The 25,059-nt window shown below is 42.6% G+C and carries 22 protein-coding genes; 12 read left to right on the forward strand and 10 right to left on the reverse strand.

Going from position 1 to position 25,059, the window contains the following annotated elements; genetic code table 11:
- Window positions 1-49: 49 nt before the first annotated feature.
- Together MKZ09_RS10060 and MKZ09_RS10065 are read right to left on the reverse strand one after the other, a co-directional pair.
- On the reverse strand, window positions 50-844 hold the full coding sequence (locus MKZ09_RS10060) for a sensor histidine kinase (RefSeq protein WP_081388880.1): 795 nt from the start codon (window positions 842-844) through the stop codon (window positions 50-52).
- The gene (locus MKZ09_RS10065) at window positions 841-1,590 is read right to left on the reverse strand and encodes a LytTR family transcriptional regulator DNA-binding domain-containing protein (RefSeq protein ID WP_179089531.1); all 750 of its coding nucleotides are present in this window, start codon (window positions 1,588-1,590) and stop codon (window positions 841-843) included. Before MKZ09_RS10065 ends, MKZ09_RS10060 begins: the two co-directional genes overlap by 4 nt.
- Before the next feature lie 182 nt (window positions 1,591-1,772).
- Between MKZ09_RS10065 and MKZ09_RS10070 the strand changes: the two genes are divergently transcribed.
- The 8 genes from MKZ09_RS10070 (at window position 1,773) to MKZ09_RS10105 (ending at window position 9,786) form a co-directional block, all read left to right on the forward strand.
- Entirely contained in the window at window positions 1,773-3,500 is a 1,728-nt protein-coding gene (locus MKZ09_RS10070; protein ID WP_076202951.1) for an ABC transporter ATP-binding protein, read from the forward strand.
- A gap of 76 nt (window positions 3,501-3,576) precedes the next feature.
- Complete coding sequence (locus MKZ09_RS10075) at window positions 3,577-3,756, forward strand: CLI_3235 family bacteriocin precursor (protein ID WP_036684027.1); 180 nt, start codon at window positions 3,577-3,579, stop codon at window positions 3,754-3,756.
- 95 nt (window positions 3,757-3,851) lie between these two features.
- Window positions 3,852-5,255 (forward strand): Cys-rich peptide radical SAM maturase CcpM, encoded by a 1,404-nt coding sequence (ccpM, locus tag MKZ09_RS10080; protein WP_076202954.1) that lies wholly within the window; start codon window positions 3,852-3,854, stop codon window positions 5,253-5,255.
- A gap of 11 nt (window positions 5,256-5,266) precedes the next feature.
- Entirely contained in the window at window positions 5,267-6,376 is a 1,110-nt protein-coding gene (locus MKZ09_RS10085) for a TIGR04066 family peptide maturation system protein (RefSeq protein ID WP_076202957.1), read from the forward strand.
- 16 nt (window positions 6,377-6,392) lie between these two features.
- Entirely contained in the window at window positions 6,393-6,677 is a 285-nt protein-coding gene (locus tag MKZ09_RS10090) for a hypothetical protein (RefSeq protein ID WP_036684022.1), read from the forward strand.
- 1 nt (window position 6,678) lies between these two features.
- Window positions 6,679-7,314 (forward strand): DUF6033 family protein, encoded by a 636-nt coding sequence (locus tag MKZ09_RS10095; RefSeq protein ID WP_076202960.1) that lies wholly within the window; start codon window positions 6,679-6,681, stop codon window positions 7,312-7,314.
- A 93-nt stretch (window positions 7,315-7,407) separates the two neighbouring features.
- Complete coding sequence (locus tag MKZ09_RS10100; RefSeq protein ID WP_081394215.1) at window positions 7,408-8,928, forward strand: S8 family serine peptidase; 1,521 nt, start codon at window positions 7,408-7,410, stop codon at window positions 8,926-8,928.
- Between the two features lie 600 nt (window positions 8,929-9,528).
- Window positions 9,529-9,786 (forward strand): AbrB/MazE/SpoVT family DNA-binding domain-containing protein, encoded by a 258-nt coding sequence (locus MKZ09_RS10105; RefSeq protein WP_036684015.1) that lies wholly within the window; start codon window positions 9,529-9,531, stop codon window positions 9,784-9,786.
- Between the two features lie 104 nt (window positions 9,787-9,890).
- Here MKZ09_RS10105 and MKZ09_RS10110 read toward each other — a convergent pair whose 3' ends face one another.
- Both MKZ09_RS10110 and MKZ09_RS10115 read right to left on the reverse strand, forming a co-directional pair.
- The gene (locus tag MKZ09_RS10110) at window positions 9,891-10,400 is read right to left on the reverse strand and encodes a PadR family transcriptional regulator (protein ID WP_076133929.1); all 510 of its coding nucleotides are present in this window, start codon (window positions 10,398-10,400) and stop codon (window positions 9,891-9,893) included.
- A 96-nt stretch (window positions 10,401-10,496) separates the two neighbouring features.
- Window positions 10,497-11,660 carry a YhgE/Pip domain-containing protein gene (locus MKZ09_RS10115; RefSeq protein ID WP_076202966.1) on the reverse strand — a complete coding sequence of 388 codons (1,164 nt, stop codon included), beginning with the start codon at window positions 11,658-11,660 and terminating at the stop codon, window positions 10,497-10,499.
- 193 nt (window positions 11,661-11,853) lie between these two features.
- Between MKZ09_RS10115 and MKZ09_RS10120 the strand changes: the two genes are divergently transcribed.
- The gene (locus MKZ09_RS10120) at window positions 11,854-12,579 is read left to right on the forward strand and encodes an HAD family hydrolase (RefSeq protein ID WP_076133931.1); all 726 of its coding nucleotides are present in this window, start codon (window positions 11,854-11,856) and stop codon (window positions 12,577-12,579) included.
- Between the two features lie 724 nt (window positions 12,580-13,303).
- Here the strand turns inward: MKZ09_RS10120 and MKZ09_RS10125 are convergent.
- The 5 genes from MKZ09_RS10125 to MKZ09_RS10145 form a co-directional block, all read right to left on the reverse strand.
- Window positions 13,304-13,447, reverse strand: a complete 144-nt coding sequence (locus MKZ09_RS10125) for a hypothetical protein (protein ID WP_179088868.1) — start codon at window positions 13,445-13,447, stop codon at window positions 13,304-13,306.
- 396 nt (window positions 13,448-13,843) lie between these two features.
- Complete coding sequence (locus MKZ09_RS10130; RefSeq protein WP_076202969.1) at window positions 13,844-15,376, reverse strand: DUF3502 domain-containing protein; 1,533 nt, start codon at window positions 15,374-15,376, stop codon at window positions 13,844-13,846.
- Between the two features lie 141 nt (window positions 15,377-15,517).
- On the reverse strand, window positions 15,518-16,402 hold the full coding sequence (locus tag MKZ09_RS10135; RefSeq protein WP_076133934.1) for a carbohydrate ABC transporter permease: 885 nt from the start codon (window positions 16,400-16,402) through the stop codon (window positions 15,518-15,520).
- Between the two features lie 12 nt (window positions 16,403-16,414).
- The gene (locus MKZ09_RS10140; protein WP_051491306.1) at window positions 16,415-17,395 is read right to left on the reverse strand and encodes an ABC transporter permease; all 981 of its coding nucleotides are present in this window, start codon (window positions 17,393-17,395) and stop codon (window positions 16,415-16,417) included.
- 321 nt (window positions 17,396-17,716) lie between these two features.
- On the reverse strand, window positions 17,717-19,960 hold the full coding sequence (locus tag MKZ09_RS10145; RefSeq protein ID WP_076133935.1) for an AraC family transcriptional regulator: 2,244 nt from the start codon (window positions 19,958-19,960) through the stop codon (window positions 17,717-17,719).
- Between the two features lie 202 nt (window positions 19,961-20,162).
- On the opposite strand from MKZ09_RS10145, the gene MKZ09_RS10150 reads away from it, so the two are divergent.
- Window positions 20,163-21,728 carry a glycoside hydrolase family 43 protein gene (locus MKZ09_RS10150; protein WP_076133936.1) on the forward strand — a complete coding sequence of 522 codons (1,566 nt, stop codon included), beginning with the start codon at window positions 20,163-20,165 and terminating at the stop codon, window positions 21,726-21,728.
- Between the two features lie 19 nt (window positions 21,729-21,747).
- Window positions 21,748-23,202, forward strand: a complete 1,455-nt coding sequence (locus MKZ09_RS10155) for a glycoside hydrolase family 28 protein (RefSeq protein WP_076202972.1) — start codon at window positions 21,748-21,750, stop codon at window positions 23,200-23,202.
- Window positions 23,203-23,209: 7 nt separating this feature from the next.
- Here MKZ09_RS10155 and MKZ09_RS10160 read toward each other — a convergent pair whose 3' ends face one another.
- Entirely contained in the window at window positions 23,210-24,091 is an 882-nt protein-coding gene (locus tag MKZ09_RS10160) for a helix-turn-helix transcriptional regulator (protein WP_076202975.1), read from the reverse strand.
- Window positions 24,092-24,164: 73 nt separating this feature from the next.
- Here MKZ09_RS10160 and MKZ09_RS10165 point away from each other — a divergent pair, with 73 nt between their 5' ends.
- Window positions 24,165-25,055, forward strand: a complete 891-nt coding sequence (locus MKZ09_RS10165; RefSeq protein ID WP_076202979.1) for a pectinesterase family protein — start codon at window positions 24,165-24,167, stop codon at window positions 25,053-25,055.
- Window positions 25,056-25,059: the final 4 nt, after the last annotated feature.

The following is a 25,059-nucleotide window of genomic DNA, read 5'->3' on the forward strand; positions in this document are numbered from 1 at the left end:
CTGATGTTTGGGGGAGCGGTCGCTGTAGCTTGCTAGGGAAATAGTTTATTCACTGCCTTTCTAATTCGGTCAGGATTGGCGTATCTGCTGAAAGTATGTTTAAAAAAGGCAGTACAATGATCGTTTCGAATTCATTATTTTGAGCGTTAGTAACCAGATGACCTCCGTATTTTTCGGTGACACTTTGAATATTTGTTAAGCCGAATCCGTGAAAAGCGGGATTCTCTTTAAAATTATGCTGCACTATACTGCTAGAATTGTTCCGTGAGTTGGTGACTTGGATAAACAATGAAGTATCGGTAGTGAAAATTAGCAGCTGAATAAATCTATCTTCTTTTTTTGGAACTCTTGCAGCGGCGTTTAGCGCATTATCCAGCACGTTCCCGATCACGGTACATAAGTCAAACCGGTCAATATCAATAGCTTCGGCATGTATATGAATATCATAATTCATAGCAATTTTATGTTCACAAGCAATATTTAGCGCGTTACCAATTAAAGAATCAATTACCAAATTACCTGTTGATAGTTTTAGAGAAGGCTGATGAATTTGACCGAGCATTGAATTAATATGATGGATAGATTCCTGAATCTCATTGTTCTGAATACAAGTCCGGACATATACCAATTGCTTGTTCGTATCATGGATAACTTGTTTGATGCTTGTAAGGGAATGTGCGGTTTTTTCATAGCTGTTGTGTTGATAATCCATCTGTTTATGTAATTGCAGATTTTCTTTAGTTAGTTTGGTATTTTCATTAATTTTACCGAATAAAAGGATGGTTTCTCTGATTAGCAGAATAAGCAACATCATGATGACCATTGATAGATAAAGAGTCGTCATCCTCGTTCTTTGAATTGTGCAATCATATAATAGGCGTAGGCTTCTTTAACCTCTTTTGCCTGAGTACGGCCAATAGGAAACTGCTCTTGATTGGTCATGACTACGGAAGTAGCTGTAAACTTATGGACATGTTCAAGATTAACAATAACGGAACGATGAATAAGCATAAACGGACGGTTTAGTTTACTTATATATTCTGAAATTGTACCTGAAATTATGTAATGCTGCATTGAGGTAATGATCTTTAGCCGGTTTTTAGCCAAGGAATGTTTGATTTTAACAATCGCAATAATGTCAGAAGTTCTGATCACCATATGTCCATCTTCAGTTTTAATCATTAGAAACCTATTTACAGAAGAAATGATATAGTTACATAGCTTTATTATCTTTGCCTCAAAACACTCATAATCTACCGGTTTAATCAAATAATGGAAGGGTTGCACATCAAAGCTGTTCATTACGTACTGCGGATAGTTAGTCAAAAAAATAATTTGAACCTCCCGATCCGGAAGTGCACGGATTTTTTTTGCAACCTCGATTCCATTTAATCCTCTCAGTTCAATATCCATTAGAAGTATATGAAAAGGATAACTACTCTGTTGATTATAATAGTGAAGCAATTCCTCACCACAAGTAAAATATTGGGTCTCGAAAGGGTAAGCCGTGCTTTGCATAAGTCTTGGGAGATATTCCTTTAGCAACTCGTGTTCCTTTTCCTCGTCATCGCATACGGCTATGTGTAACAAAGTCATTCCCCCCATAATTAAATTTGTTAATCTTCAGAGATACCAAAACCTGACACAAACCGTCATTCAGCCTCCTATTTCAACCATTAGCTACCAAATTACCCCAAATATTCTTTTATATGATATATTGATAGCGTTATCAATGTCAAACCGAAGTTTGAAACTAGAAGAGGAAATATTCTATGAATGATAAGAATACCCTTAAAAAACTTATCGGATTATTCAAACCGCATAAAAAGAATTTATGTTTTATTTTTCTGCTCTTAATATTTTCTACTTTGATTAGTTCCATTTTGCCGATGTTCAACAAAATTATTATTGATGAAGGATTTATGAAATCAGATGTTAGAACCATTATTTTAACGGCAATTTACATCTTTCTTTTGTCAATGTTCAGTAGCTTTTTAGATTTGCTCAAAGAAAAACGAAGAATAAAAATAGCTTCAAATATTATCTACTCGTTGCATAAAGCTGCATTTAATCGACTTATGAAAGTGAAAGTGAAATATTTCACTGATAAAAACTCCAGTGAAATTTTAAATCGCGTTAGCACCGATATATCAAATATTTCGCAAATAACGGATGGTAGTATGCTTTTTATTGTTAGTCAGTGTTTTAGTTTGGTAGGAGGAGTTATTGGACTTTTTATCATAAGTTGGGAACTTACACTCATTGTGCTTATTTTAATCCCTATAGAATATTTAATTTTGAAATCGTTTGCTAAAAAAAGAAAGTCTCTTGCGGAAAAATACATCACGAAGGATGGAGAATATTCGCATTGGTTTGAGGATAGTTTGAACGGTGTGAAGGAAACAAGGCTTTTTAATTTATTCATTTTCAAAGAAAAAGAATTTGCAGACAAGCAGAATCAAGTAATAACCTCCCATATGGGAATCAGTTTATTGGATAATTGGCGGATTACTGTGGAGAGATTTCTAATTGGAGGACTAGTTCTTCTTATATATGCTTCTGGATCGACGATGATATTAGATTCAAAGCTTTCGGTAGGAAGTATATTTGCATTTATTACTTATAGCACTTATGTGACCACTCCTATCTCATCGATGTTGAATATTGGATACTTATTGTCGGGGATAATGCCTTCTGCCCGAAGGTATTATTCATTGCTCGAGGAAGAAATCGAAGCTTGTGATGTAGAATCCGCCAACTATGATGTGAAGCTACTCAACCCTTTTGGGAGCATTCAGTTTGAGAATGTAAGCTTTGCTTATGATACTGAACTGATCTTGTCAAATGTGAATTTCACGATTGGCAGCCATGAGAAAGTGGCCATTGTAGGAATGAATGGTTCGGGGAAGTCTACAATCCTAAATTTAATCCAGAGGTTTTACGAACCACTTACAGGACAAATTTTATTTGATGGAGTGGATATTAAGGCTATTAATTTGAATGAATATCGGGAATTAATTTCGACTGTTAGTCAAGAGATATATCTTTTTGACACAACCATCGAAAATAACATAAAACTTTACAGTGAAAACCATGAGGAGCAGTATAGACAGGCTATTGAGGCTACCCAATTATTAGAGAAGGATACAATCCGGTTTGAGGATTATGTCGTAGGTTCTAATGGGAACAAGTTGTCCGGTGGACAAAAACAAAAAATCGCGATAGCCAGAGCATTAGTAAAAAGCAGGCCTATGGTGATTTTTGATGAAGCGACCTCCAACCTTGATCTTCACTCTGAACAAGCCATCAACCATCTATTAGATACAGCACTCAGTAACAATACAGTGATTATAGTCAGTCATAGGCCGGAAATTCTGAAGCATGTGGATAGAGTAATCTTTTTAGAAAAAGGTCAGGTATCCGCTATTGGACTTCATGAGAAGTTGTCTTATACAAATGAAAGGTATCGGCTCATCACACAACAGCATCAATTCGTTTAATGGTTTACCCTTCGAGTGATTTAAATATCAAATATTGATATTTAGATAAATACGATTTGAAAGGAGGAATAGGCATATGAAACAACTTGTAAAAAGAACAAATGCAAATTATGAAACGTTAGAGGCATATGCAGCTTGCAGTGCATGTCCTTGTTATGCATGTACCTGCAATGCCAGCGGATCAAACAAAGCAGCCATGAAACAAGTAACCTATACTGGTAACTCCATGAAGATGACGGCTATTGGAATCGGGTAGTAAGTGCAATCTTAAGTATAGCTAAGAGCAGGATGGCTAAATGGCTTTATTAAAAAAGCTGTCCTGCTTCACTTTTAGAGTGGGGGGGAGTTCAGGTGCCAGTATTTCATTTATTTGAAACGGTAACGGGAAAATATATGTTCGATGCGAATGCAAATACATTTCTTAAATTAAATGAAAGATCCTATCAGGCTTTGTTGAACTATAGAAATTCAAACTTTGAACAAGTGGAACCGGAGATTCAAAACTTATTTGATTCCGGTTTTTTGGCGGAGAAACAGGATTTTGAGATGATTCATCCCATGAGCGACTCTTTGCAGCACAATTTAAGCAGAAGTGTTGGCTCGATAACTTTGCAGGTCACGCAAAACTGTAATTTAAGGTGCAGCTATTGCGCATATTCAGGGAGCTACTTACACAGAGTACATACCAATAAGAGAATGAAAAAAGAGGTTGCTTTGAAAGCAATTAAGTTTTTGATTGAGCACTCCGTAGATTCTCCAATTATTAATATTGGATTTTATGGAGGAGAGCCCTTACTGGAAATGGACTTAATAAAAGCTTGTGTTGCTTATGCCAGAGAACAAAGTGCGGGCAAAGAACTAACGTTTAACCTTACTACAAATGCAACTTTAATTACCGACGAAACCTTAGAGTTCTTATCTTCTAATGATTTTAATTTAACGATCAGCCTGGATGGCGATGAAGTCGCGCATGATAGAAACCGAGTTTTTGCGGTAAATAATAAAGGTAGTTTTCAGACTATTATGGATAATATTGAAAATATCAAAAACAAAACACCAGACTATGTTAATAAAGTGATGTTCAATGCAGTAATTGATCCAAATTCGGATTTTAGCTGTTCCACAAACTTTTTTTCAAACTATGAGACCGTAAAAGACTTTGCTGTTATGGCAAGTGATATAGCAAGTAGCTACAAAAAAAGTGAGTCCTTAATCAATGACAGTTTTATCAAGATGTATAATTACGAAGTTTTTAAATTATTTCTTTATAAATTTGGTAGGCTTAAGAAAAGTGATGTATCCAAGCTGGTGATGGAAAGCTTTGATCAAATCCAGGAGAATGTCCATAACAGGCTTAGAATCTCTTTCTATGATGTAAAAAAAGACCATCATTCCGGACCGTGTGTTCCAGGAGTACAACGATTGTTTGTGAATGCTGACGGTGCTCTGTATCCCTGTGAAAGAGTTAGTGAAGCATCTAGTGTAATGAGGATTGGGCATATAGATACAGGCTTTGAATTGGATAATATCCGGAACATACTAAACATTGGAACAATAACGGAGAAAGAATGCAAAGAGTGCTGGGCCTTTAGATATTGCACTTCTTGTGCAATGGCCGCTGATGATATCAATGAGTTTTCTGCTGCCAAAAAATTAAGTATCTGCAATAAAGTTAAAGAAAACACTGAGAGTTTGTTTAAAGATTATTGCGTACTAAGAGAGTTAGGCTACGACTTTGATAAAGAAAAAGTGTAATGGGGGAGACAATGGTGAAAAAAAGAGCAATTGTTTATCCATATCATGCAGATTTCGGTCCGGTCGTCAGATTCTCCAATTTACTGGGCAACTATGAGCTTGTTTCATTAATGGCACCTTTAGGTTTTGGACTGAATGAAAAAGATGCAGCGTACAGCTATTATGGTGAGGATGTGGGTATAAAAGTTAAAGATTCTTTTTCAGATGATGAATTTGATGTGTTAATGATTTGTGAATTTGAATGCAGTTTTGAAAAAGTGGTGTTCCCGACAATTATCAAAGCCGCAGAGATGGGGAAAGATATTGTCCTGCTTAACAGATGTGCTGATCATGAAGTTGAAATGGTAAAGAAGGTATGCCTGAAAAATAATGTGGAACTCACAAGTTTTTTTGGAATTGACATTGACAGAACGAAAGTAGAACTCGTTGAGAAAATACTGCTGGATATTAATGTTCCGATAATCTGCGTGGCGAGTCTTATGGAAAAATCCAATAAATTTGATGTTCAGCTTAGCCTAAGGGATTATTTCTTGAAAGAAGGGTACAAAGTAAGTCAAATTGGAACAAAATCTTATTGTGAGATTATGGGATTTCATTCTTTTCCTGATTTTATGTTTAATCATAAAGAAGCGGAGATAGATAAAATATTTCTTTTTAATCACTTCTGTAAATATATTGAATTGAACGAACGACCTGATGTAATGATTATCGGAATTCCAGGCGGGACAATGGTATATAATAATCTGTTTACCAATAGATTTGGTATTACTGCATTCGAGGCGGCTAGTGCAATCCATCCGGATGTCGGTATTATGAACTTGACCTATGATGATTTTAATGGAGAGTTTCTCGATAAGATATGTGTGTCAACAAAGCATAAATTAGGTTTTGATATTGATTGTTTTAATATGTCAAATCATAAATTTGATACGGGCAGAAGCAAACAGGATAAAGAATTGAAGTTTTTTACGGTTGATTCTAAGTTGGTTGATGAAAAAATTGCACAAATATCGCTAGAGTCAAAGGTTCCTCTTTTTAATTCGTTAAATGGGACAGACACTTTGAAATTAGCAGAATGCTGTGAAGCTCTATTGTTAAAGGAAAATATGCAAATCGTATAAAAGAAGGGTGATATTTATGGATCTGGATCAAGTGCGTGAACAGATAAACGAAATATTATTCGACGTAATGGGAATGGACAAGATCAAGCTTAATGAAAACTACTTCTATGAAGATTTATTGGGCGAGGCGATGCAGTTCTCACCACGAGATTTGTTGGTTCTATTTGTACATATTGAGGAAAAACTAAAAATACAAATTCCGGAAACCGATATATTAAATGGATGCTTCAACAGCCTAGATCGAATTAATAATACAGTTTGCCGCATTCTACAGGAAAAAAGAATAAGGGAGTTGGTTTAAGTTGTTGAATGTAGCTTCACTCAGTAGCCTGAATCGTGCGGGGGCTGCAATGGTAATCCAGAAAAATAAGAGTTCAGAGATTTCATTTCAAGACGCGTTATCGACATCGAGTTCAGAAGCGGTTTTGACGGAATTGGAAAAAAAATTCGACATTAAAATCAACGTTCAAGCCATACCAAAGAGCAATGAAGCAGTGAAAAGTGTATACTCTGGTAGCGTTGGCAAAGGGAATGTAACCATTGCTCCAAATATACTGAATCAGTCGGCAACAGATCCACAAATGCAAAAAAGGGTAGAAGCAATTATTCAGGATCATTTTGCTTCCAGCGCTAATGATAAACCCGGTGATGCCAGTGGCGTCATTATACATCCGGATGGAACAGCTACTTTTTGGGTGATTGGTGATTATTTAACACCTGCCGAGCGGGAGAAGATTAATAAAGAAGTAGAGGCAGATAAAAAGAAAAAGGCGGAGCAGTTGGACGCGTTGAGTAAATTAAGTAGTAGCACTAGCCTATCACAATCCGGGTTATTTATTGAGAATTCCAATAATGGCGAAGCAGATAGCATGTATTTAAATAGTGTGCTACAAGTTAGTCTGGATTCGATGCTGCGGAAAAAGAACCTGTTTAATTAAATGATTAATCACTTTTTTAATCATGACTACCGCCTGGGTCAATGGATTTGTGACCAATGAGGCGGTTTTATTTTTGTTGAACTGTAAAAGGAGATGATGAACATCGAAGCTAAAGTGAAAATTGCCGTGATTGATGATGGTATCAACGAATATTTGCTAGGTGAACCGGTTGTTCAACAGTTGATCTTCAATGAAGATTTCACAATAGACGCTTATACAATAGACAGTCCCGAAAGAATAACTCACGGCACCATCTGCGCAGGCATAATTAAGCACTATTATCCGGAAATCTATATGTATAGCTTGAAGATATTGTCTGATACCTTAAGGGGAAATATCCAGAAGTTGTATAGTGCACTAGAATGGTGCATTCAAAATGATATCCAAGTTGTAAATATCAGCTTGGGAAGCCATTGCTCAGCGGATTTATTAGAAACGCAGAGAGTTATAAACAAGGTTGCTGGTCAAGGCTTAGTTATTGTAAGTGCCGCAAGTAATCATGATTATATTACATATCCAGCTTCTTTTTCAAACGTTATAGGCGTTAAGAGAGAGGTAAGCAACACACTGCACGAAGGGGAGTTTTATCTCAATGATGATATCATCGACGGTATAGAATTTACGGCTTTTGCTAGACATCATTTGAATGGTAAAGAGTGCAGCAACTCGAACAGCTTTGCCGCGCCCATGATTACAGCCAAAGTATGTGAACTCATTGGTAAATCTCACCTAACTAACTTGCAGCAAATAAAACTCATGTTGTCGAAAATGGCAAATAACTATAGGGACGATAAACACTTGTCTATTTACTATGCTGACCCTGATTGGATAAGTGATATATTAGTATGCTATGTGAACGGAAAATGCAAATTGGACAATCGGAATCTTTGCGTTAACATACACGGTGAAATTGTCGTTCCCGCTGAGTCGGCTTATGATGCTGTTGATGCAGCCCTATTGGCTTACAAAGAAAATATTGAGACTCTCGTTGTGATCAGCAGAGATCTTTACCCTGATGCTTATGTTGAATTACAGTGGATTGCTTCGAAATACAATAAAAATGTAGTGTTTATTGACAATTACCAAGGAAAAGATATGAACGAGATAGTTAACAATCAGTGTACTAACATTAAGTTATGGCATAGCTTATTCAAAATACACAACATTTACACACTTAACAGCACCCCATTGCTGATCGAAGAGCCAATGGTTTCTATTTACATCCCTGCTGACACTGACTTTGAAGTTATTCTCTGGTTAAAAGGGCAATTTAAAAATAATAACTATAACAGTTATTTTGCATCGAATCACCCTATCGGAGTTTTATACGGAATAGACTATGTTCCTGAGACAAACTCAGCGCAGACATCTTCCTATTTTTCCTTAATTCTGAATAAGAAATCTTACGATATCGCGATATATGTCTTATATGGCTATGATATTTCGGATAAAATAGAAACGGATATTGAAATAGACATTGAACCATTAAACGGTTACTTTCAAGCAACTTTTGCTGTAAATGGCTTATGCAAGGAACGTATTATCAATATTAAACAGATTGATGAAACCTTTATCGGAGAACTATATAATTCTATAGTTTATTTACTCTCTTAATGGGGGACAAAAATCATCAAACACTTAGAATACCCTCCATTAACTTCTTTGCTAGCCCCTCGTTAGTCGACTTCCGGATTCATCGTATTTACACTACAGTGATATCATCAGCCTTGTATTTACATGAGGATTCGATACACACACTACTCATAGCGAAATTATTATTCCAATGATAGATCCTATTTAAGTTTGACTTACTAAACATCTGGGTAAATGACGGAGTAGCGTTCTTGCTAGTTTTCGACAATTTCCTCTTACTGTGATTGCGGATAAGCGGAGTGACAAGATTTACAAATAGATTAACGAAGGTTTTTTAGGGTAGAATTGTCATCTAGTAGGGTTACATTCTGGGCGGATTTCGACATTCCCGAGAAGCCCCTATTTTTTTGTGTTCTGACACGGCTTCAAATCTTGGTGCTCAACAGATATCATACATTGTCGAAATTTTGTCGAATAATATCACATAATGTAGAAAAATAATTGACAGGAAATGAATAGAACTTTAGAATTAGGTAGTAGCGTAATCATTACTATCATATAGAAGCGTACATAGCTTTTAGCAAGAATGATTATAAATGTGACTTCAAGGGAGGATGTACGATGATGAAAGCAACAGGCATAGTAAGAAAAGTGGATGAATTGGGACGTATCGTAATTCCTATTGAACTGCGTAGAACAATGGGAATCGACATAAAAGACCCGCTCGAAATTTTTGTAGACGCTGAAAAGATTATCCTTAGAAAATATGAGCCAACTTGTATCTTCTCCGGAAGCTCAGAAAACCTGATTAATTTCAAAGGTAAAATGGTAAGCAAAGATGTTCTTGATGAACTTATTGCAAGCTTTGATAGAGCATAATCCATATACCACATATGATTTTAAAAAAAAGAACCAGTATTACAAGCACAAGATGTGCATGTAATACTGGTTCTTTTTTTAGGGTGTACTTTCGAAAGCGGGTTTTATTTAGACTCTAGCACACTTTGGATTTTTTTGATAAAGGCATCATATTGTACGAGGCCTAGCTCCATGCACAACTTCTGGTAGGAGGATAACTTATGATCTAGCTGGTTCAATTTCTGTTCCAGATCGTCGTACATTGCCTGCTTTTCTATCAATGCTTGCCGAAGCAGATTATCTATGTTCTCTTTGTCCGTCTTTTCCCCAAAATACAGGTGCATAAAAAAGTCAGAACGCAGAACCTCTTTTTCGGCTGGTGATTGTAGATAAGCGTGGAACTGATCCAAGCCGGCAGAGGTAATGGTGAATACATTTTTGTCGGGTTTGCCTTCCTGTCGCACAGATTCTTTAGTGATCAGATTCAGCTTTTCCATCTTGCTTAGGGTAGGATAGATCGTGCCATAGCTGGCATCGAAGAAAAATGAGAAGTATTCCTCGAAATGTCGTTTTATCTCGTAACCAGAATGAGGTTTTTCGCTTAAAATCCCCAGAATAACATCTTGTATGTTCATAAATCATTGCCGCTCCTTTCTTTCACTTCCTACCATATCACAACTGCATATCGCTCTCAATTTGAAATGGCATAGCCGGAGTGGCAAACTGTATAATTACGCATTTGCTGGCACGGGCTCTTGTTCTCGTGAGATCCGAGTTTCTTTACGTAGGGAAGTGACAAGTACGCTTAATACAGCAATTGTTGCCCCAATACAGAGTAAATAGAAGATATCCTTCCATACCCCGTTACCCCCGATAACCAGGTCGAGCATACCATTAACTGCATAGTAAGCGGGCGAAAAGGGACCGATCCAGTTATAAAAAGGTGAAAGCACATCGCGTGGAATAGTTGCTCCGGACGCTAGCATTTGCATGGAGAGAAGGGCAATATTTAGCCAGCCGCCAGCATCCCCGAGGAGCAGCAGACTAAACTGAGCAAGGATCATGCAGGAGAGAATTACCGTGAACTCGAACAGCCACATAAGCAGAAAGCCACGATTAGAGTGGATACCGAGTGAGTTAACCATGATAGTTCCCACTAGTGAGATAAGCACAGCCGTTCCACCCATAATGACAAATCGGGCTGTAAAGCGATTCCATTTACTAAATTGTCCAGACAAGTTGGAGGAAGCTTTATGGAGATTCATCGCGAGTAACATAGCACCGGTAAATGAGGCGGTAACGATCATTAAGGGAACCATAGTTTGTGCAAAATTAGTTGTAGGGTTAATGATTTCGACGTTGGCGGAAATGCGGCTGCTTGCAGCACTTTTGATGATCTCCGCTTGTGCCTGCGGCAGATTCATAGCATCCAAGGTGTGGCTTAGTGCTGAACTACTGCTTTGAGTGTTCATTGCAGCCGTGACTTTAAGTGTTACCGTCTGCATGACATTGCTGACCATCTGCGGATTAGATTCATTTAAGAAGTAGTGGAGTTCAGTCTTTGCAGATGGATTGCTGATCTGTCCAGTGAACCCTTGGGGAATATTGATAATCATGCGGATTTCCCTATGCTCAAGTGCTTCTTTTGCATTTTCTAGTTGGAGATCCTGTCTGGTTACGAACTGAAGTGATCCTGCAATTCCATCGACTATAGGCTGGGCATTTGTACCATCCTCATTAACAATAGCAATGGGCAACTGATCTACCCGATCCGTTACATGATCGTACCCTGTAATCCAAATTAAGCTGAAAAAAACTTGGAACAACAGTGCAGTTATAATTCCAATGATGGTAGCAGGCTGCTTGAGGAAGCGCATGATTAATGGATTTGACATGGTTATTTCTCCTTTATATTTCAAGTTGTAATATTACAGATTGAAATATAGCATAACGAAATATAAACTGCAACAGAAAAAGTTAAGAGCATGGACATTACAAAGTGATTTCATATATCATAGGGCTTGTACTGGAAATATCGCACAGATGAATGTCTTACCTGAAGCAGAACAGAATGGGGAGGAACAACAGATGAGTAACGAAGTACATGGAACGGAACAAAACGTGGTTCATGCGAAACTGAACAAGCCAGAAGCGATTGTATTTGATATGGATGGAACATTGTTCCAGACTGAAAGTCTTTTATTACCTGCATATCATAAAATGTTCGATATTTTGCGGGAAGAGGGACTATACGTAGGACCTACACCACCAGAAGAACGTATTCTAGGCTGCTTAGGGATGTTGCTGGCAGACATTTGGAAGAATGTTATGCCTGAAGCAGATGAAGCCGTACACCGCCGGGCGGATGAATTGCTCCTGCAGCTGGAGATTGAAGGGCTTGAAGCCGGAGGCACACTACTGTATCCACAGGTGGTTGAGACACTGACAGCGCTTAAAGAGCGCGGAGTGAAGCTGTTTGTGGCTAGCAACGGGCTGGAGGATTACATTCACAGCATCGTTGTGGTGCATGAGCTTAAGGAGTTGTTCGAAGGCTTGTATAGTGCGGGAGGTCAAGGCACTGCGACTAAGACCGAGCTGCTGCGCATTCTATTGGATAATCATGGTATCAGCAGTGCCTGGATGGTTGGGGATCGTTCTTCTGATGTTCAGGCAGGTAAAGGAAATGGCCAGACCGTAATCGGCTGCGCCTATGCAGGCTTCGGACGTCAGGATGAGCTGAAGGGCTCTGATGTCATTATTACCTCCTTCGACGAATTGGTTGACTTATACGACAACGCAGCGATTAGTGAATAAGAACTTACGATGGGGAGTTTGCTTAGCTTACAAGCATGCGCTTGATCACATAAAAGACAACCTTCTTCAAGAAGGTTGTCTTTTTATTAGTCAAAAAAGATGGTGGTTCAGTTGAAAGAAATCAGTATCGTCGTCTTGCAGCAAAGATATATACATAAATAAAGGAAGTAATCCGATAAATCATGGAGAGGTAAAATATGGCAACTGAGAAGTGGGCCAAGGGAGCATAAATATGATAATGAGTTTCTTTTTTATTGCTTTAAGTGCTGCGATTGGAGTGGGGATGTGGTTTTTAGTTATAGGTATAGTCTTTTCTATTGGTGGAGGGAGCCTATTTGTAACTCATTATGATTCCTTGTTTTTTTATAGTGCTGTTCTTTTGTTGTGCATTGTAAGTTATCTATGGTTTATAAAACATCTATTTGAAAAAAAGTTGGAACTATTACTCCTTATCTGTGTGGGTACCACAATGCTCTTTTTTTTCCTTACAGGTTGGCTTAACTAATCATATGGGGGGGAGGACAGGCAATTCTTTATGTATTACTCGTTATTGGCTTATATCTTATCTTATTAATACAATTTATTCTGACTTTATATTATTTAATCAAAGTAAGAAAAGAGATTTAAATAACATAAAGGGTTCTATATGTTTTGCATGCCTAATATGTAAACCCTTTATGTTAAACTATCGTTCTCTGTGGGTTAAATTACCAATTGGATGCATTTACTTTAAAAGAAGTGATTCAATAAATGGCTCTATGTCAAAGGGTTCAGTCGTTGTTTCGTATCTACCGTATACATGACCGTTTCTATCGAATTCAACAGGCTCACCATGAATTGACTTTGCTTGAAAATCATAAATAGACATCAGACCATCCCTCCACGTTATTATTATAAATAACATAATAGCGTTGTAGGCATTTATTGGTCTAATATATAATAGGAATAATATTTATAGTATTAACCTATAACGAGTGTATCTCCAGTATAAAATGGCGCTTGAATTACTTTGAAAATTATTGTAAGAGTATCAGCAACGAAAATTCCCCAAACGTAATCATTTGGCACATAACTCACCCTTATCCTTTTATGACCAAAAACCTGATTTAAGTATTCGGTGACCAATTGAATTATCCTGCTCGCCGTCGTATGATTCAAGGTTGGCCATTATACCGCTTTCACCACGGCGTTCGAAGACCAAAAGAAGCGTGCTCCTTAATGGAGACACGCTTCTTGAGCTGTATGATAATTGCCGCGGCGGTGCTTACTGCTGCTTAGCGTACCATTCGGAAAATTGTTTCTGGTATTCAGCGATATATTTGTCTATTCCTGCTGCTTTTAGTCTGTCCAGTGCTTTGGGGAAGGCGGTGTCATAATCACTGAAGCCGCTGCCGATCGGAGCGAGGTATTCAGTGAATACGCCGTTCAGCTTCGTTTCTTCATTCTTGACGGGTGTATTGTCAAAGTTGAAGCCGGCACCTTTGGAAATGATGGCTCCATCGTCCCAAGCTTTATATTCTGCAATAAACTCGTCCGGTACCGTGTTGTCGAAACGCATGAAGTTTTTGTTCATCAGCAGCCAGTCAGGGATCAGCGAATCAGTGGTTATTTTGGTCAAACGCCCGTTTTCATCCAGCGTATAGTCAGTTCCTTCTATCCCGTAGGCGAACAAGTCGTACAGGTCCTGGTTTTTTTGCAGCAGATTGAAGAACTTGACGTAACGTTCAGGGTCTTTAGCTGCGGTGGAGACAAAAAAGGCGGTGCTGTAAGTGCCGCGGCTGATTTTTGGACGGCCGCTGCCGAGGAAATAGTTGACCAGTTTGGCATCAGGCACTGCTTGTGAGATGGTTGCTGCACCTTCGAACGGACGTGCCGCTGTGCCGGCCCAGAACATCGCTTTACCGGAGTTCCAGTCAGACTGCAGCTGTGGAACATTGGTGGCGGCATATTTCGGAATGATTCCTTTTTCATACCAGCCGTGCATAAGGTTCGCATAACTCTTGAACTCTTCGGTTTCAAACCAGCTAATAATTTTATCATCCTTCACAGACTCATCCAGGGCAATAAAATCATTTTGCCAATAGAGGTTTTTGTCCGTGTAATCATATTGTAGGAGTCTGCGTGCATCGGTGTTGGCGTACCCGATCAGTTCGGGATGAATGGCATGGACCTTATCATAGAACTGCTCTAGTTCCCCCAGTGAAGTGACTTGTGTCATGCCGGCTTCTTCAAGTAAATCCTGTCTAACTAGCGCACTGTAGAATTCCGCAGAATTCGGTTTGTTGCCGACGGGAATCGCATATTGCTTGCCTTCCAGCTGAAAGGCTTTGAAGGAAGCCTCGTCCACATTTTTACTCAAATCAGCTGCTGCATCGGCATATGGAGTGAGGTCGGCATAAAGCCCCTTTGCCACAGATTTTACCATGTAATTGGCATCTGTATAGGTTGCGAAGTCTTCTCCCGTAGACAGCATTAAGTCAGTTTTGCCGCCGCCATATTCGGTCCAAGGAAGAAACTGAAATTCAACCTCAGCATTGATTTCTTTCTTAATAGTGTCGTAGAACGATGTCTTCGCTAGTTCCTTCATCCGGTTGGACTCATCCCCGTACAGCACAATTTTCAATTTGGCAGGAGCCAAGGCGCTGCCGTCTTTACTACCGCTATCCGTAGAGGAAGAGGTACCTTCATTTCCAGTCCCAGAACTAGGGGGAGCGCTTTCATTGTTGCCCTGAGCACAGCCACTTACCAAGAACACCGCAGCTAGGAGCAAACTTAACCAACCTTTTTTCTTTTTCATGATGAACCCTCCTGAAATAGAATCATAATGTTTGAGGCATCTATTGCAAAGGTCGAGCTCCCTTAAGTCCCATTGTACATCAAGAAGTAGGGGAGCATAAACCCGGTGCAACCGAACATAATTTGGTATCTTTACTGAAAATTAGCCTTTGACTGAACCTACGATAATGCCTTTGACAAAAAAGCGCTGGAGAAAAGGATATAAAATGGCGATTGGCAAAACGGTCAGACAGGTCATTGCCATTTTGGCTGTCTCCAGTGGCGGTGCGATGATAGCTCCACCAACTTGAGCAGCGTTGCCGGAAGCCAGGAACTGAATGTTCGCCATCATGTTGTACATCAAATATTGGATCGTATAGAGATCCTGATCGGATACCAGCATTAGTGGCAAATAGAAGTCATTCCAGAATTGCAGTGCGTAAAAGAGTGAGATGGTGACCAGTCCGACGCGGCCCAGCGGAATCATAATGCTGAAGAAGATGCGCAGATGTCCGGCACCATCGATTTGCGCAGATTCCACAATTTCATGCGGGATGCTGCGGAAATAGTTAGCCATGAGAAACATCAGAAAGACGCTAAGCACATAAGGGATGAACAGGCCGATGAGCGTATCGCCCAAATGATAATATTTGGTGCTGAGCAGATACCATGGCAGCGTTCCTCCGCTGAACAGCATTGTAAAATAGGCGAAGAAGGCGAAGAAATTTTTGAGCCGGAAGCTTTTAACGGAAATGACATAAGCGTAAGCGGTGGTCACCAATACGGCCGACACGGTACCCAGCACCGTAACGATCACCGACATGGAATACGCCCGCAGAATCTGCTGTGCCTTCGAGCCGAACAGGAATTCATAGGTTTCAAAGGTAAAGCCTCTGGGCCAGAACGAATAGCCTTCCGCGGCGATTCTGGATTCGGTAGATAATGAGCCGGATACTGCCAGAATAAACGGCGCTAGACAGATTACTGAAAATATGGCGATACAGATGTAAAAGAAAATGAGCAGGCCTTTGTTTTCGGTAGTTTGCATCTTATCAGTCTCCTAAAATAGTTTGCTGTCTTTGTCATACCAGCCGGCTAATTTGTTGGCCACCAGCACCAGAATGAAACCAAAGACGGATTGATAGAGCGTGATGGCTGAAGCAAAGCCGAATTCTCCGGAACGGATGGCTGTGCGGTATACATACACGTCGATAATGTCGGTAGTCGGCAAAAGCAACGGGTTCAGGAACGTTACCCCCATAATCATACTGAGGTCGCCTTTCAGCATGCCCCCGATGCCCAGCAGCGTCATCAGAATGATCGACGGAATCAGCATGGGCACCGTAATTTTGGTGATAATCTGCCATCTGGAGGCACCATCGATTCTTGCAGCTTCATAATAGGAAGTGTCGATGCCTTGCAGCACCGCATAATAGATGATGGCGCCGTAACCAGCGCTTTTCCAGATATTCGCTAGCACGAGAATGATTACGAACAGCCAAGGGCTGGAATACCAGTCAACCTGAGAGAAGCCGAATGTCTGGAGCAATTGGTTCATAATGCCTTTGTCGTAATCCAGCAGGGAGAACAGAATAGCTCCGATAATAATCCAGGAAATAAAATACGGGAAAAACATGACGCTCTGCGTGATTTTGATAAACCATTTGCTGCGCAGCTCATTTAAAATAATGGCGATGGCCACTGAGAAAAACGTGCCGGTTAGCATATACAGCGCATTTAACATCACCGTGTTGCGTGTAGCCCTAAGAGAATCTTCCATACTAGAGAAGAAAAACTCGAAATTAGAGAAGCCGGCCCACGGGCTGCCGAAGATTCCGTCGTTGAAGTTGTAATTTTTAAAGACGAGAATCAGACCACTCATCGGCAGATAAGCAAAAAGAATTAGAATGACGATTCCCGGAAGAGCGAGCAAATAAAGCGAGCTGTCCTTCCTTAGGGATTTACGGAAGCTCTTGGCTTTGGCCGTCCTAATTCCCGGACTTGGCATTCCTTGTGTCTCCGATGTAGCCTCTTGCATCATTAACAGTCCACTCCTTTATACTAGCGTTGTCATTTCCGTCTCTTGTTTTAGGAGAACGCTTTACATGAAAATCATAAATCCACACGGAATGTAAACGCTATCATAATAAACGGAAAAAAGTTAAAAAAAGCGGAAAAAGGCGGCTTAAAAAAACGAAAAAGACAGAACTTTTTTGTTTTTAGGGTGCTCAAAAGCCTGATTTAAAGGGGGATTTCATAGTATAGGCCGGCGCGAGGGTTATTCATTGAAAGCCAAAAAGGGGATGTCTCCGGCTATGAAAATGCTGCCGGGACATCCCCTTTGTTCCTTACTTTTGGCGGGTCAATCAGGAAAATTCTGTTTTTGCAGAATATGATTCATTCTCCATTTGGAAGGTGTAACCCCATAACGCTTTTTGAACTGGGTTGTAAAATAGGTGCTGCTGTTGTAGCCCACTTTCTCGGCAATTTCCCGGATATCCAAGCCAAGCTCAGTGACTAATAACATCTGCGCCTGCTCCAGACGCAGCAGGTTAACGAAATCGGGAAAGCTGCAGTTTACTTCGTCGGCAATAAGTCTACTGAGATAAGCGGGACTTAGCGATAGCTTGTCGGCAAGGGCATTAAGGGAGAGCCTGGAGTCATCATAATGATCTCTGATATAACAAATGGCTTCACCAGCAATGCTCTTGGTCTGTACAGCGCTCATGCTGGCAATGCGCTCGTGGGCGGTATAACAGCTGTCTACAATCCAATTCAATAGCTTGTCATAGCTTTGGATCTGCCAGATATGCTGGTAATTATCTAAAAAGCCGGAATGCTGGACGTCTGCATTAAGCTCAGCCGTGCGACTGAGCTCAAAGACCAGTCTCGATAAAGCGATGGTGGCAGGCTCGACGCGGTAACTGCAGGCTACTGCCAGCAATCTCTCCACTGCCTGCGGAATATGGTTAGAGAGTTCCGTCTGCTTAACGGCTTGCAGTACCGGTTCAAGGGCACTGTCGGGCATTGGGCTGCTGTTCAGATGGATCGTATCATCGGCAAAGATGATGTTCTGCTGCACATGAAATTTATTATATTGCAGACTGTCCGCAGCTTCATTGTATTTAGCCCTCAGTAGGTTTAAATCATCCGTCAGCCCGCTGATTCCGAAGGCGCAGCAGGCTCCGGAAAGCTGCAGCTGAGCGGCGACTTCTTCCCATTTGCCGCGGTACAAAGCGTAATCGCCGAAGCTGCCGCTGTGAAGCTCGCTCAGAATCAGCACAGCAGTGCCCTGATGCGGGCGGAAGGATTGAATGGCTGCAAGTTCACAGAAGGCATGTTCAATCTGCTGTATGTTGTCCTCAAAGGTATGCCGGAAGTCGGAGTCTTCAGGTTGTTCGGGCTCCAGAGCGGTCAGCACGCATACACAATATGCTCCCCCAGCAGCGGCTATGCTCATCAGGGGTGTCCTGCTGTTCTCCGGTGTTCTCTGCGGGGAAAGCAGCCACCGCATCAAGGCGCTATCATCGCTTTCTTTTTTTAGCTGCTCCAGCTTAACGCCAATCTGTTCGAGCTCCTGGCTTACGGTATCGAAATCGCCACCGGTTTTCAGCGCTTCTTCATTGCCAGATAGATGAGCGATATTGCCGAACAGCCGGCCGATTGGCTTATACATCCGCCGCGAGATCAGGTTGGCGGTTATAGATGCGGCGGCAATCAAGGCCAAGCATAGGCCAGTCATCAGATTGCGGGCATTGGAGATATCACGGATGCTATCCTTGTAGGAAGTCTCCGACACAAACCACAGCTTGTCCGCTGCAGAATATACATAAGTAATCAGCTGCGGCTCTTCACCTCCCCTATAGACAAAAGAGCCTCTCTCAGAGGTGGAGGACACCACCTGCTTTAACATGCCCTCTTCCAGAGGGATGTCAGATAATGCACTGTGCATGAGCACCGATGCCTTTCCGTCAAGTACAGCGTAACGGGTGGCTTCGCCTTCTTTTTGCGTAAACAGATTATTCTGCAGCTTTCCCAAATTGACGGTCAGCGCTACCGCACCATTATATTCGCTATCCGCAAATGCCCGGTCATTATAGAACACGGTAAGCAGGGTAATGGGGGCACCGTTATTCAAGGTTGCTTCCCACAGAAACGGTGATTCAACAATAATGTTATCCCGCATTCTCGAGAACAGCTCCAGCTTGGATTCAGGGCTTAGCGGAAGGTTTTCGAACATGGCAACAGGCTCATCCACTCCCATGATGTAGGCATTCTCCATATATTGGTTCACAACCAATGCTCCGCGGATTTGGCTTAAGGCACTGTACAACTGGTCGCTCCAGCTGGTATCGCCATTCATCATGAGCGCGTTGATGTTTGGATTCCTATAGAAGTCCATAGCGTAGTTCTGGACGATCTCTTCATAGTTTGTGAAAACGGTTTCAGTATTCACCAGTACATTTTGGTTCGCCTTGTTGACATTATCTATCGTAATATTCCGGTACCAATAAAAGATCACTACAGCGAGTACTAGAATACAGCAAACTGAAATCGCGGTTAGGCTCATAAAAAAGCGGGAGTACAATTTCTTTCTTTTTCCCAAGCTGCTCACCCCTTCAGGTAAATCCTATTACACCCATTCTAGAGGGAAAGGCTATTCGCTGACAAGGAGTGAAATATGGGCAATATAGCATGAAAGTATAAAAATGAAGAAATAGAACATAGAAAATACAAGAAAGTTAAACTTATACGAACTATAATTGGTGGTGCTTACATTTGAATTGTTTTGAGGAGGATTACTTTTAATGAGAACATTCCGCAATCCAGTGCTGCCGGGATTTTATCCTGACCCTTCCGCTATCCGTGTTGGTGAAGATTATTATCTTGTGACTTCAAGCTTTGAATTTTTCCCAGGCGTTCCTATCTTCCACAGTAAGGATCTGGTCAATTGGCGCCAGCTTGGCCATGTACTGGACCGCCCGTCCCAGCTCAATCTGGATCACTCGATTCCCTCCATGGGCATTTGGGCACCGACGCTTCGCTATCATGAGGGAGTTTTCTATATGATTACTACTTTTATTGACAATGACAAGAACCAGCATAATTTCTATGTAACAACAACCGATCCGGCCGGAGACTGGTCTGACCCTGTATGGCTGGAGGATGCACCCGGTATTGACTCCTCTTTGTTCTTCGATGAAGACGGCAAGGTGTATTATACCGGCAATCGTGTTCCGCCGGAAGGGCAGGATTATCCGAAGCATATGGATATCTGGCTGCAGGAGATTGATCTCAGCCAAGGGAAGCTAATCGGTCCGAAGCATAGTATTTGGCAAGGCGCACTCAAGGTAGCTCATGCGCAAGAGGGACCGCATATTTATAAGATCGGCGCTTGGTATTACGTGCTGATTGCCGAGGGCGGCACCGGGCATACTCATGCGATTACGATTGCCAGAAGCAAGAGTGTGACCGGTCCTTATGAGGGCCATAAAGCCAATCCGATTCTGACGCATCGCCATCTTGGCAGAGCGTATCCTATTGTTAATGTGGGTCATGGAGAGCTAGTGGAGACTCAGCATGGTGACTGGTGGATGTTCTGCTTGGCTTCACGAACCAGCGGTGGTTATTACCGCAATCTGGGACGTGAAACCTTCCTGACACCGGTAATCTGGGAGAATGAATGGCCTGTGGTCAATCCCGGCAAAGGAGTGCTGGAATTTGAGACGGAGGCTCCGGATTTGCCGGAGACAAAGTGGCCGGAATTGCCTGCACGCGATGAGTTTATGGCCAATGAGCTGGCACCGATCTGGAATTTCCTGCGGACTCCGCGGGGTGAATTCTGGAGTCTCACCGACAAGCCTGGAGTTCTGCGGCTTCGCCTGAAGCCAGAACGGCTCTCGGAGATCACCAATCCATCTTATATCGGTAGACGTCAGCAGCATTTGAGCTTCAGAGCGGCGACGGACATGACGTTTAGTCCTGCTGCAGAAGGGGAAGTGGCTGGTCTTGTTCTCCTCCAAAATGCGGATCACCACTTCCGTTATGAACTGGGGCTGGAGGCAGGCGAACGTGTATTACAGCTGATTCATCGGATGGGTGGCAGCGAGCAGCTGCTGGCGTCAGTGCCATATCCACAGGATCAGATACAGCTTAAGGTGGAAGCCAGAGGACAAGAGTATAGCTTCTATTACAGACCTTCTGAAGCCGCCAAGTGGACAGCCTTCTGCGAACGGACGGATGGCAGAGTGCTCAGCACCGATCTGGCCGGAGGATTCACAGGAGCATACCTCGGGATGTACACAAGCTCTCAAGGCGCAAAGAGCGAAAGCTATGCTGATTTCGACTGGTTTAGCTATGAAGGACTTGAGTAATAGGAGGAGGTGAAATTCAATGAGCAGCAATCTTGTAACTAACACGTATCCGATCCCCGAGCTTCCCCAGATTCCCGAACGGACTTTTGCAATCACGGATTATGGGGCAGAAGAGGGGGGATTAACCCTATGTACCTTTGCTATTCAGGCTGCACTGGATGCCTGCGCTGCGGCGGGAGGCGGAAAGGTTGTTATTCCAGCTGGCATCTGGCGCACGGGACCCCTTACTTTGCATAGTCGAATTAATCTGTATGTAGAAAAGGGAGCATTGGTGCAGTTTGACCCTGATCATACCTTGTATCCGTTACTTTCTTCCCATTATGAGGGGAATGCCGGCTGGCGCTGTCAGGCTCCGCTCGATGGAGAAGGTTTAAGCGATGTGGCAATAACCGGTGAGGGGATATTCGACGGCAGTGGCGAAGGCTGGCGCCCAGTGAAGCGGTTTAAGATGACCGAGAAGCAATGGGAGCGTTTGATCGAATCTGGAGGAGTGCTTGATCCACAAGGCGAAGTATGGTGGCCTTCACGGGAAGCTATGGAAGGTGAGGACTTCTGCCGGAAGCTGTGGGACAAGGGAGAAGCTAGTATGGAGGCTTATCTGCCTGCTCGTACGTATCTGCGTCCGACGTTGCTAAGCCTGCGCAATTGCCGGCGGGTGCTGCTGGAAGGACCGACCTTCCAGAATTCACCTGCTTGGTGTCTTCATCCCATTGGTTGCGAACAGATTACCGTGCGAAATGTTCAGGTACGTAATCCTTGGTATTCGCAAAACGGCGATGGTCTTGATTTGGAATCCTGCACGCATGCTCTAGTTGAGCACAGCAGCTTTGATGTGGGTGATGACGCCATCTGTCTCAAGTCAGGCAAGGATGAGGAAGGCCGTAGGTTGGGAATGCCCTGCCAGTATATTACCATCCGGAATTGCACGGTATATCACGGACATGGAGGCGTTGTGATCGGCAGCGAGATGTCCGGAGGTGTACATGCAGTTCGAGTTAGCGACTGCCTATTCATCGGCACGGATATTGGCCTGCGGTTCAAAAGCACCCGGGGAAGAGGCGGTGTGGTGGAGGATATTGTAATGGAGAATATCAATATGACCGGCATCATCCACGAGGCTGTATCCTTTCATATGTTCTATGCAGGAGTTGAAGGATCGGAAGGGTATGACGAGCAGTTATTTTCGGTTACAGAGGAAACTCCGCAATTTCGGAAGATTACCCTGAAGAACATTGTGTGCCATGGTGCGGCAACCGCTCTACTGGTTAACGGGCTGCCGGAGATGCCGCTTGCTGATCTAACCATTGAAAAATTCCACGCAGTGAGTGACCGGGGAATTGTGCTGCGGCATGCTACGGGGCTCAAGCTGGATCGTATTCGGTTGCAGACTTCGGAAATGCCGAAGATAACAGCATATAGATGCAGTCACGTCACGCTCACTCATTCCGAAGATTTGACGATCACAGAGAGATAAAAAAATTCTATGGATGATGGAAATCCGTCTTGAACTTCCGTGGGTGTGACCTTGCTTCTTTTCGGTATTGGAGCGGGGTCAGACCGGTTGATTTTTTGAATGTTTTATTGAAATGGGAAAGATGTTCAAATCCTACAGCGGAGGCGATCTCCTGGATTTTGCCTGTAGATCCGACAAGCAGGCGTTCGGCTTCCCTTACGCGGACATGAACGATGTATTCCCGAAAGTGAAAACCCGTCAATCGGTGAAATACCCGGCTCAAGTATGAAGGACTAATGTAAAAATTACTTGCAGTCTCTTCCAGAGTAAGGGTCTCACGGTAGTGATCGCGGATATAGGTGGCTACATCCGTTACTAGATGATGGAGCGGATGTTTCGTCCCTCCAGCTTGTGAGATACTCTCTGAACGCTGAAGGAGAATCATCAGCTCGGAGAATAAAGCGATTACGCTGGTTTCGTAATACGGCCGCTGCAACCGGCATTCTTCCAGCATCCGGTTCATTAGGATTTCCGCTTCGTCCTGCTCGCGCAGGGTCAGCTTGAACAAGCGGTACCCGCGGTCATGAAACCAGATGGCTTCATTCTGCAGGGATGGCGGTAGAAGAGCAGGATCATAGTTGATCAGAATCCGCTCGAATTCGGCTACTTCCGAGCTTGCTGTGGAATGAAGCTCCCGGCCGGAGATAAGAATAAGCTCACCCTTATGAACCGTAATGACTCGGTCGTCCACAAAGTATACCCGCTCCCCTTGTATCAGATAGTACAGCTCGGCTAAGTCATGGCTGTGGGGACGTGGCATAGCAGTGATGCCTTTACGTTTCATATGCTGGATGCTGTAGCGGTCTTCTTCAATATGATATTTGTGATTGGGGCTAGTCAGGCTAGTCATAATTCTCCTCTTCTCTTACGAAGCGTTACGGTTATTATAGAATAAACTCAGGTTGATAGGAAAGGAGCCGCAGATGTTAATTACAGTCTCTAAGAGTGTCGATGAAGGATTCAGTAGTCTACAGGAAGCGTTGGATTCAATTCCACAGGAACACAAGGAAGAAGTGACGATTCGTATCAAACCCGGCATTTACGAGGAAAAAATCACTGTGAAACAGGGAACCCCTCCGGTTCTGCTACTGGGGGAAGACACGAATTCCACCATCATTACCTGGTCAGACAACGCCCATACTTTAGGTCCGGACGGAGAGCCACTTGGCACGTTCAAATCCGGCACCCTGAATGTATTCGCTGAGCATTTCACCGCTGAAAATCTGACCATTCGAAATGCATCAGGTCCTGGAACTGGCCAGGCGGTGGCTGCTTTTGTTGATGCTGGTCATGCTGTATTCCGGCGTGTACGCCTGCTGGGTGATCAGGATACTTTGTATACAGGGCAAGGGAAGCAATATTATAACGAATGCTACATTGAAGGCGATGTGGATTATATTTTTGGCGCGGCTACGGCGTTGTTTGAACGTTGCCGGCTGCATAACAAGCGTTCCAGAGGATATATTACCGCCGCATCAACGCCTGAAGGCGCACCATTTGGTTATGTATTCCTCGATTGTGAAATTACTGGCGGTCAAGGTGTAAGTGAAGTGTATCTTGGCCGGCCTTGGCGTCCTTATGCACATGTGGCTTTTATCCGAACGGTCATGGACAGTTCGATTATCGGCGAAGGCTGGCATAATTGGGGGCAGCCGGACAGGGAGGAAACTAGCCGCTATGAAGAATATGGCAGCAGTGGACCGGGAGCTAATCCCGAAGCCAGAGCTGCATGGTCGCGGCAGCTGATTCCACAGGAAGCTGCGGAGTATAGGGTGTTGTCCGTGCTTGATGGCTGGCATCCTGAAGGATATTAAGGGA

The organism is Paenibacillus sp. FSL R5-0908, assembly GCF_038006245.1.
Lineage (GTDB): Bacteria > Bacillota > Bacilli > Paenibacillales > Paenibacillaceae > Paenibacillus_AQ > Paenibacillus_AQ odorifer.

Coding starts and splice junctions, on each gene's coding strand:
- MKZ09_RS10100 (WP_081394215.1), top strand. CDS start 7,408: ATGATGAACATCGAAGCTAAAGTGAAAATTGCCGTGATTGATGATGGT.
- MKZ09_RS10110 (WP_076133929.1), bottom strand. CDS start 10,400: ATGAACATACAAGATGTTATTCTGGGGATTTTAAGCGAAAAACCTCAT.
- MKZ09_RS10120 (WP_076133931.1), top strand. CDS start 11,854: ATGAGTAACGAAGTACATGGAACGGAACAAAACGTGGTTCATGCGAAA.
- MKZ09_RS10160 (WP_076202975.1), bottom strand. CDS start 24,091: ATGACTAGCCTGACTAGCCCCAATCACAAATATCATATTGAAGAAGAC.
- MKZ09_RS10165 (WP_076202979.1), top strand. CDS start 24,165: ATGTTAATTACAGTCTCTAAGAGTGTCGATGAAGGATTCAGTAGTCTA.
- MKZ09_RS10155 (WP_076202972.1), top strand. CDS start 21,748: ATGAGCAGCAATCTTGTAACTAACACGTATCCGATCCCCGAGCTTCCC.
- MKZ09_RS10115 (WP_076202966.1), bottom strand. CDS start 11,660: ATGTCAAATCCATTAATCATGCGCTTCCTCAAGCAGCCTGCTACCATC.
- MKZ09_RS10135 (WP_076133934.1), bottom strand. CDS start 16,402: ATGCAAACTACCGAAAACAAAGGCCTGCTCATTTTCTTTTACATCTGT.
- MKZ09_RS10070 (WP_076202951.1), top strand. CDS start 1,773: ATGAATGATAAGAATACCCTTAAAAAACTTATCGGATTATTCAAACCG.
- MKZ09_RS10105 (WP_036684015.1), top strand. CDS start 9,529: ATGATGAAAGCAACAGGCATAGTAAGAAAAGTGGATGAATTGGGACGT.
- MKZ09_RS10085 (WP_076202957.1), top strand. CDS start 5,267: ATGGTGAAAAAAAGAGCAATTGTTTATCCATATCATGCAGATTTCGGT.
- MKZ09_RS10090 (WP_036684022.1), top strand. CDS start 6,393: ATGGATCTGGATCAAGTGCGTGAACAGATAAACGAAATATTATTCGAC.
- MKZ09_RS10140 (WP_051491306.1), bottom strand. CDS start 17,395: ATGATGCAAGAGGCTACATCGGAGACACAAGGAATGCCAAGTCCGGGA.
- MKZ09_RS10150 (WP_076133936.1), top strand. CDS start 20,163: ATGAGAACATTCCGCAATCCAGTGCTGCCGGGATTTTATCCTGACCCT.
- MKZ09_RS10075 (WP_036684027.1), top strand. CDS start 3,577: ATGAAACAACTTGTAAAAAGAACAAATGCAAATTATGAAACGTTAGAG.
- MKZ09_RS10125 (WP_179088868.1), bottom strand. CDS start 13,447: ATGTCTATTTATGATTTTCAAGCAAAGTCAATTCATGGTGAGCCTGTT.
- MKZ09_RS10130 (WP_076202969.1), bottom strand. CDS start 15,376: ATGAAAAAGAAAAAAGGTTGGTTAAGTTTGCTCCTAGCTGCGGTGTTC.
- MKZ09_RS10060 (WP_081388880.1), bottom strand. CDS start 844: ATGACGACTCTTTATCTATCAATGGTCATCATGATGTTGCTTATTCTG.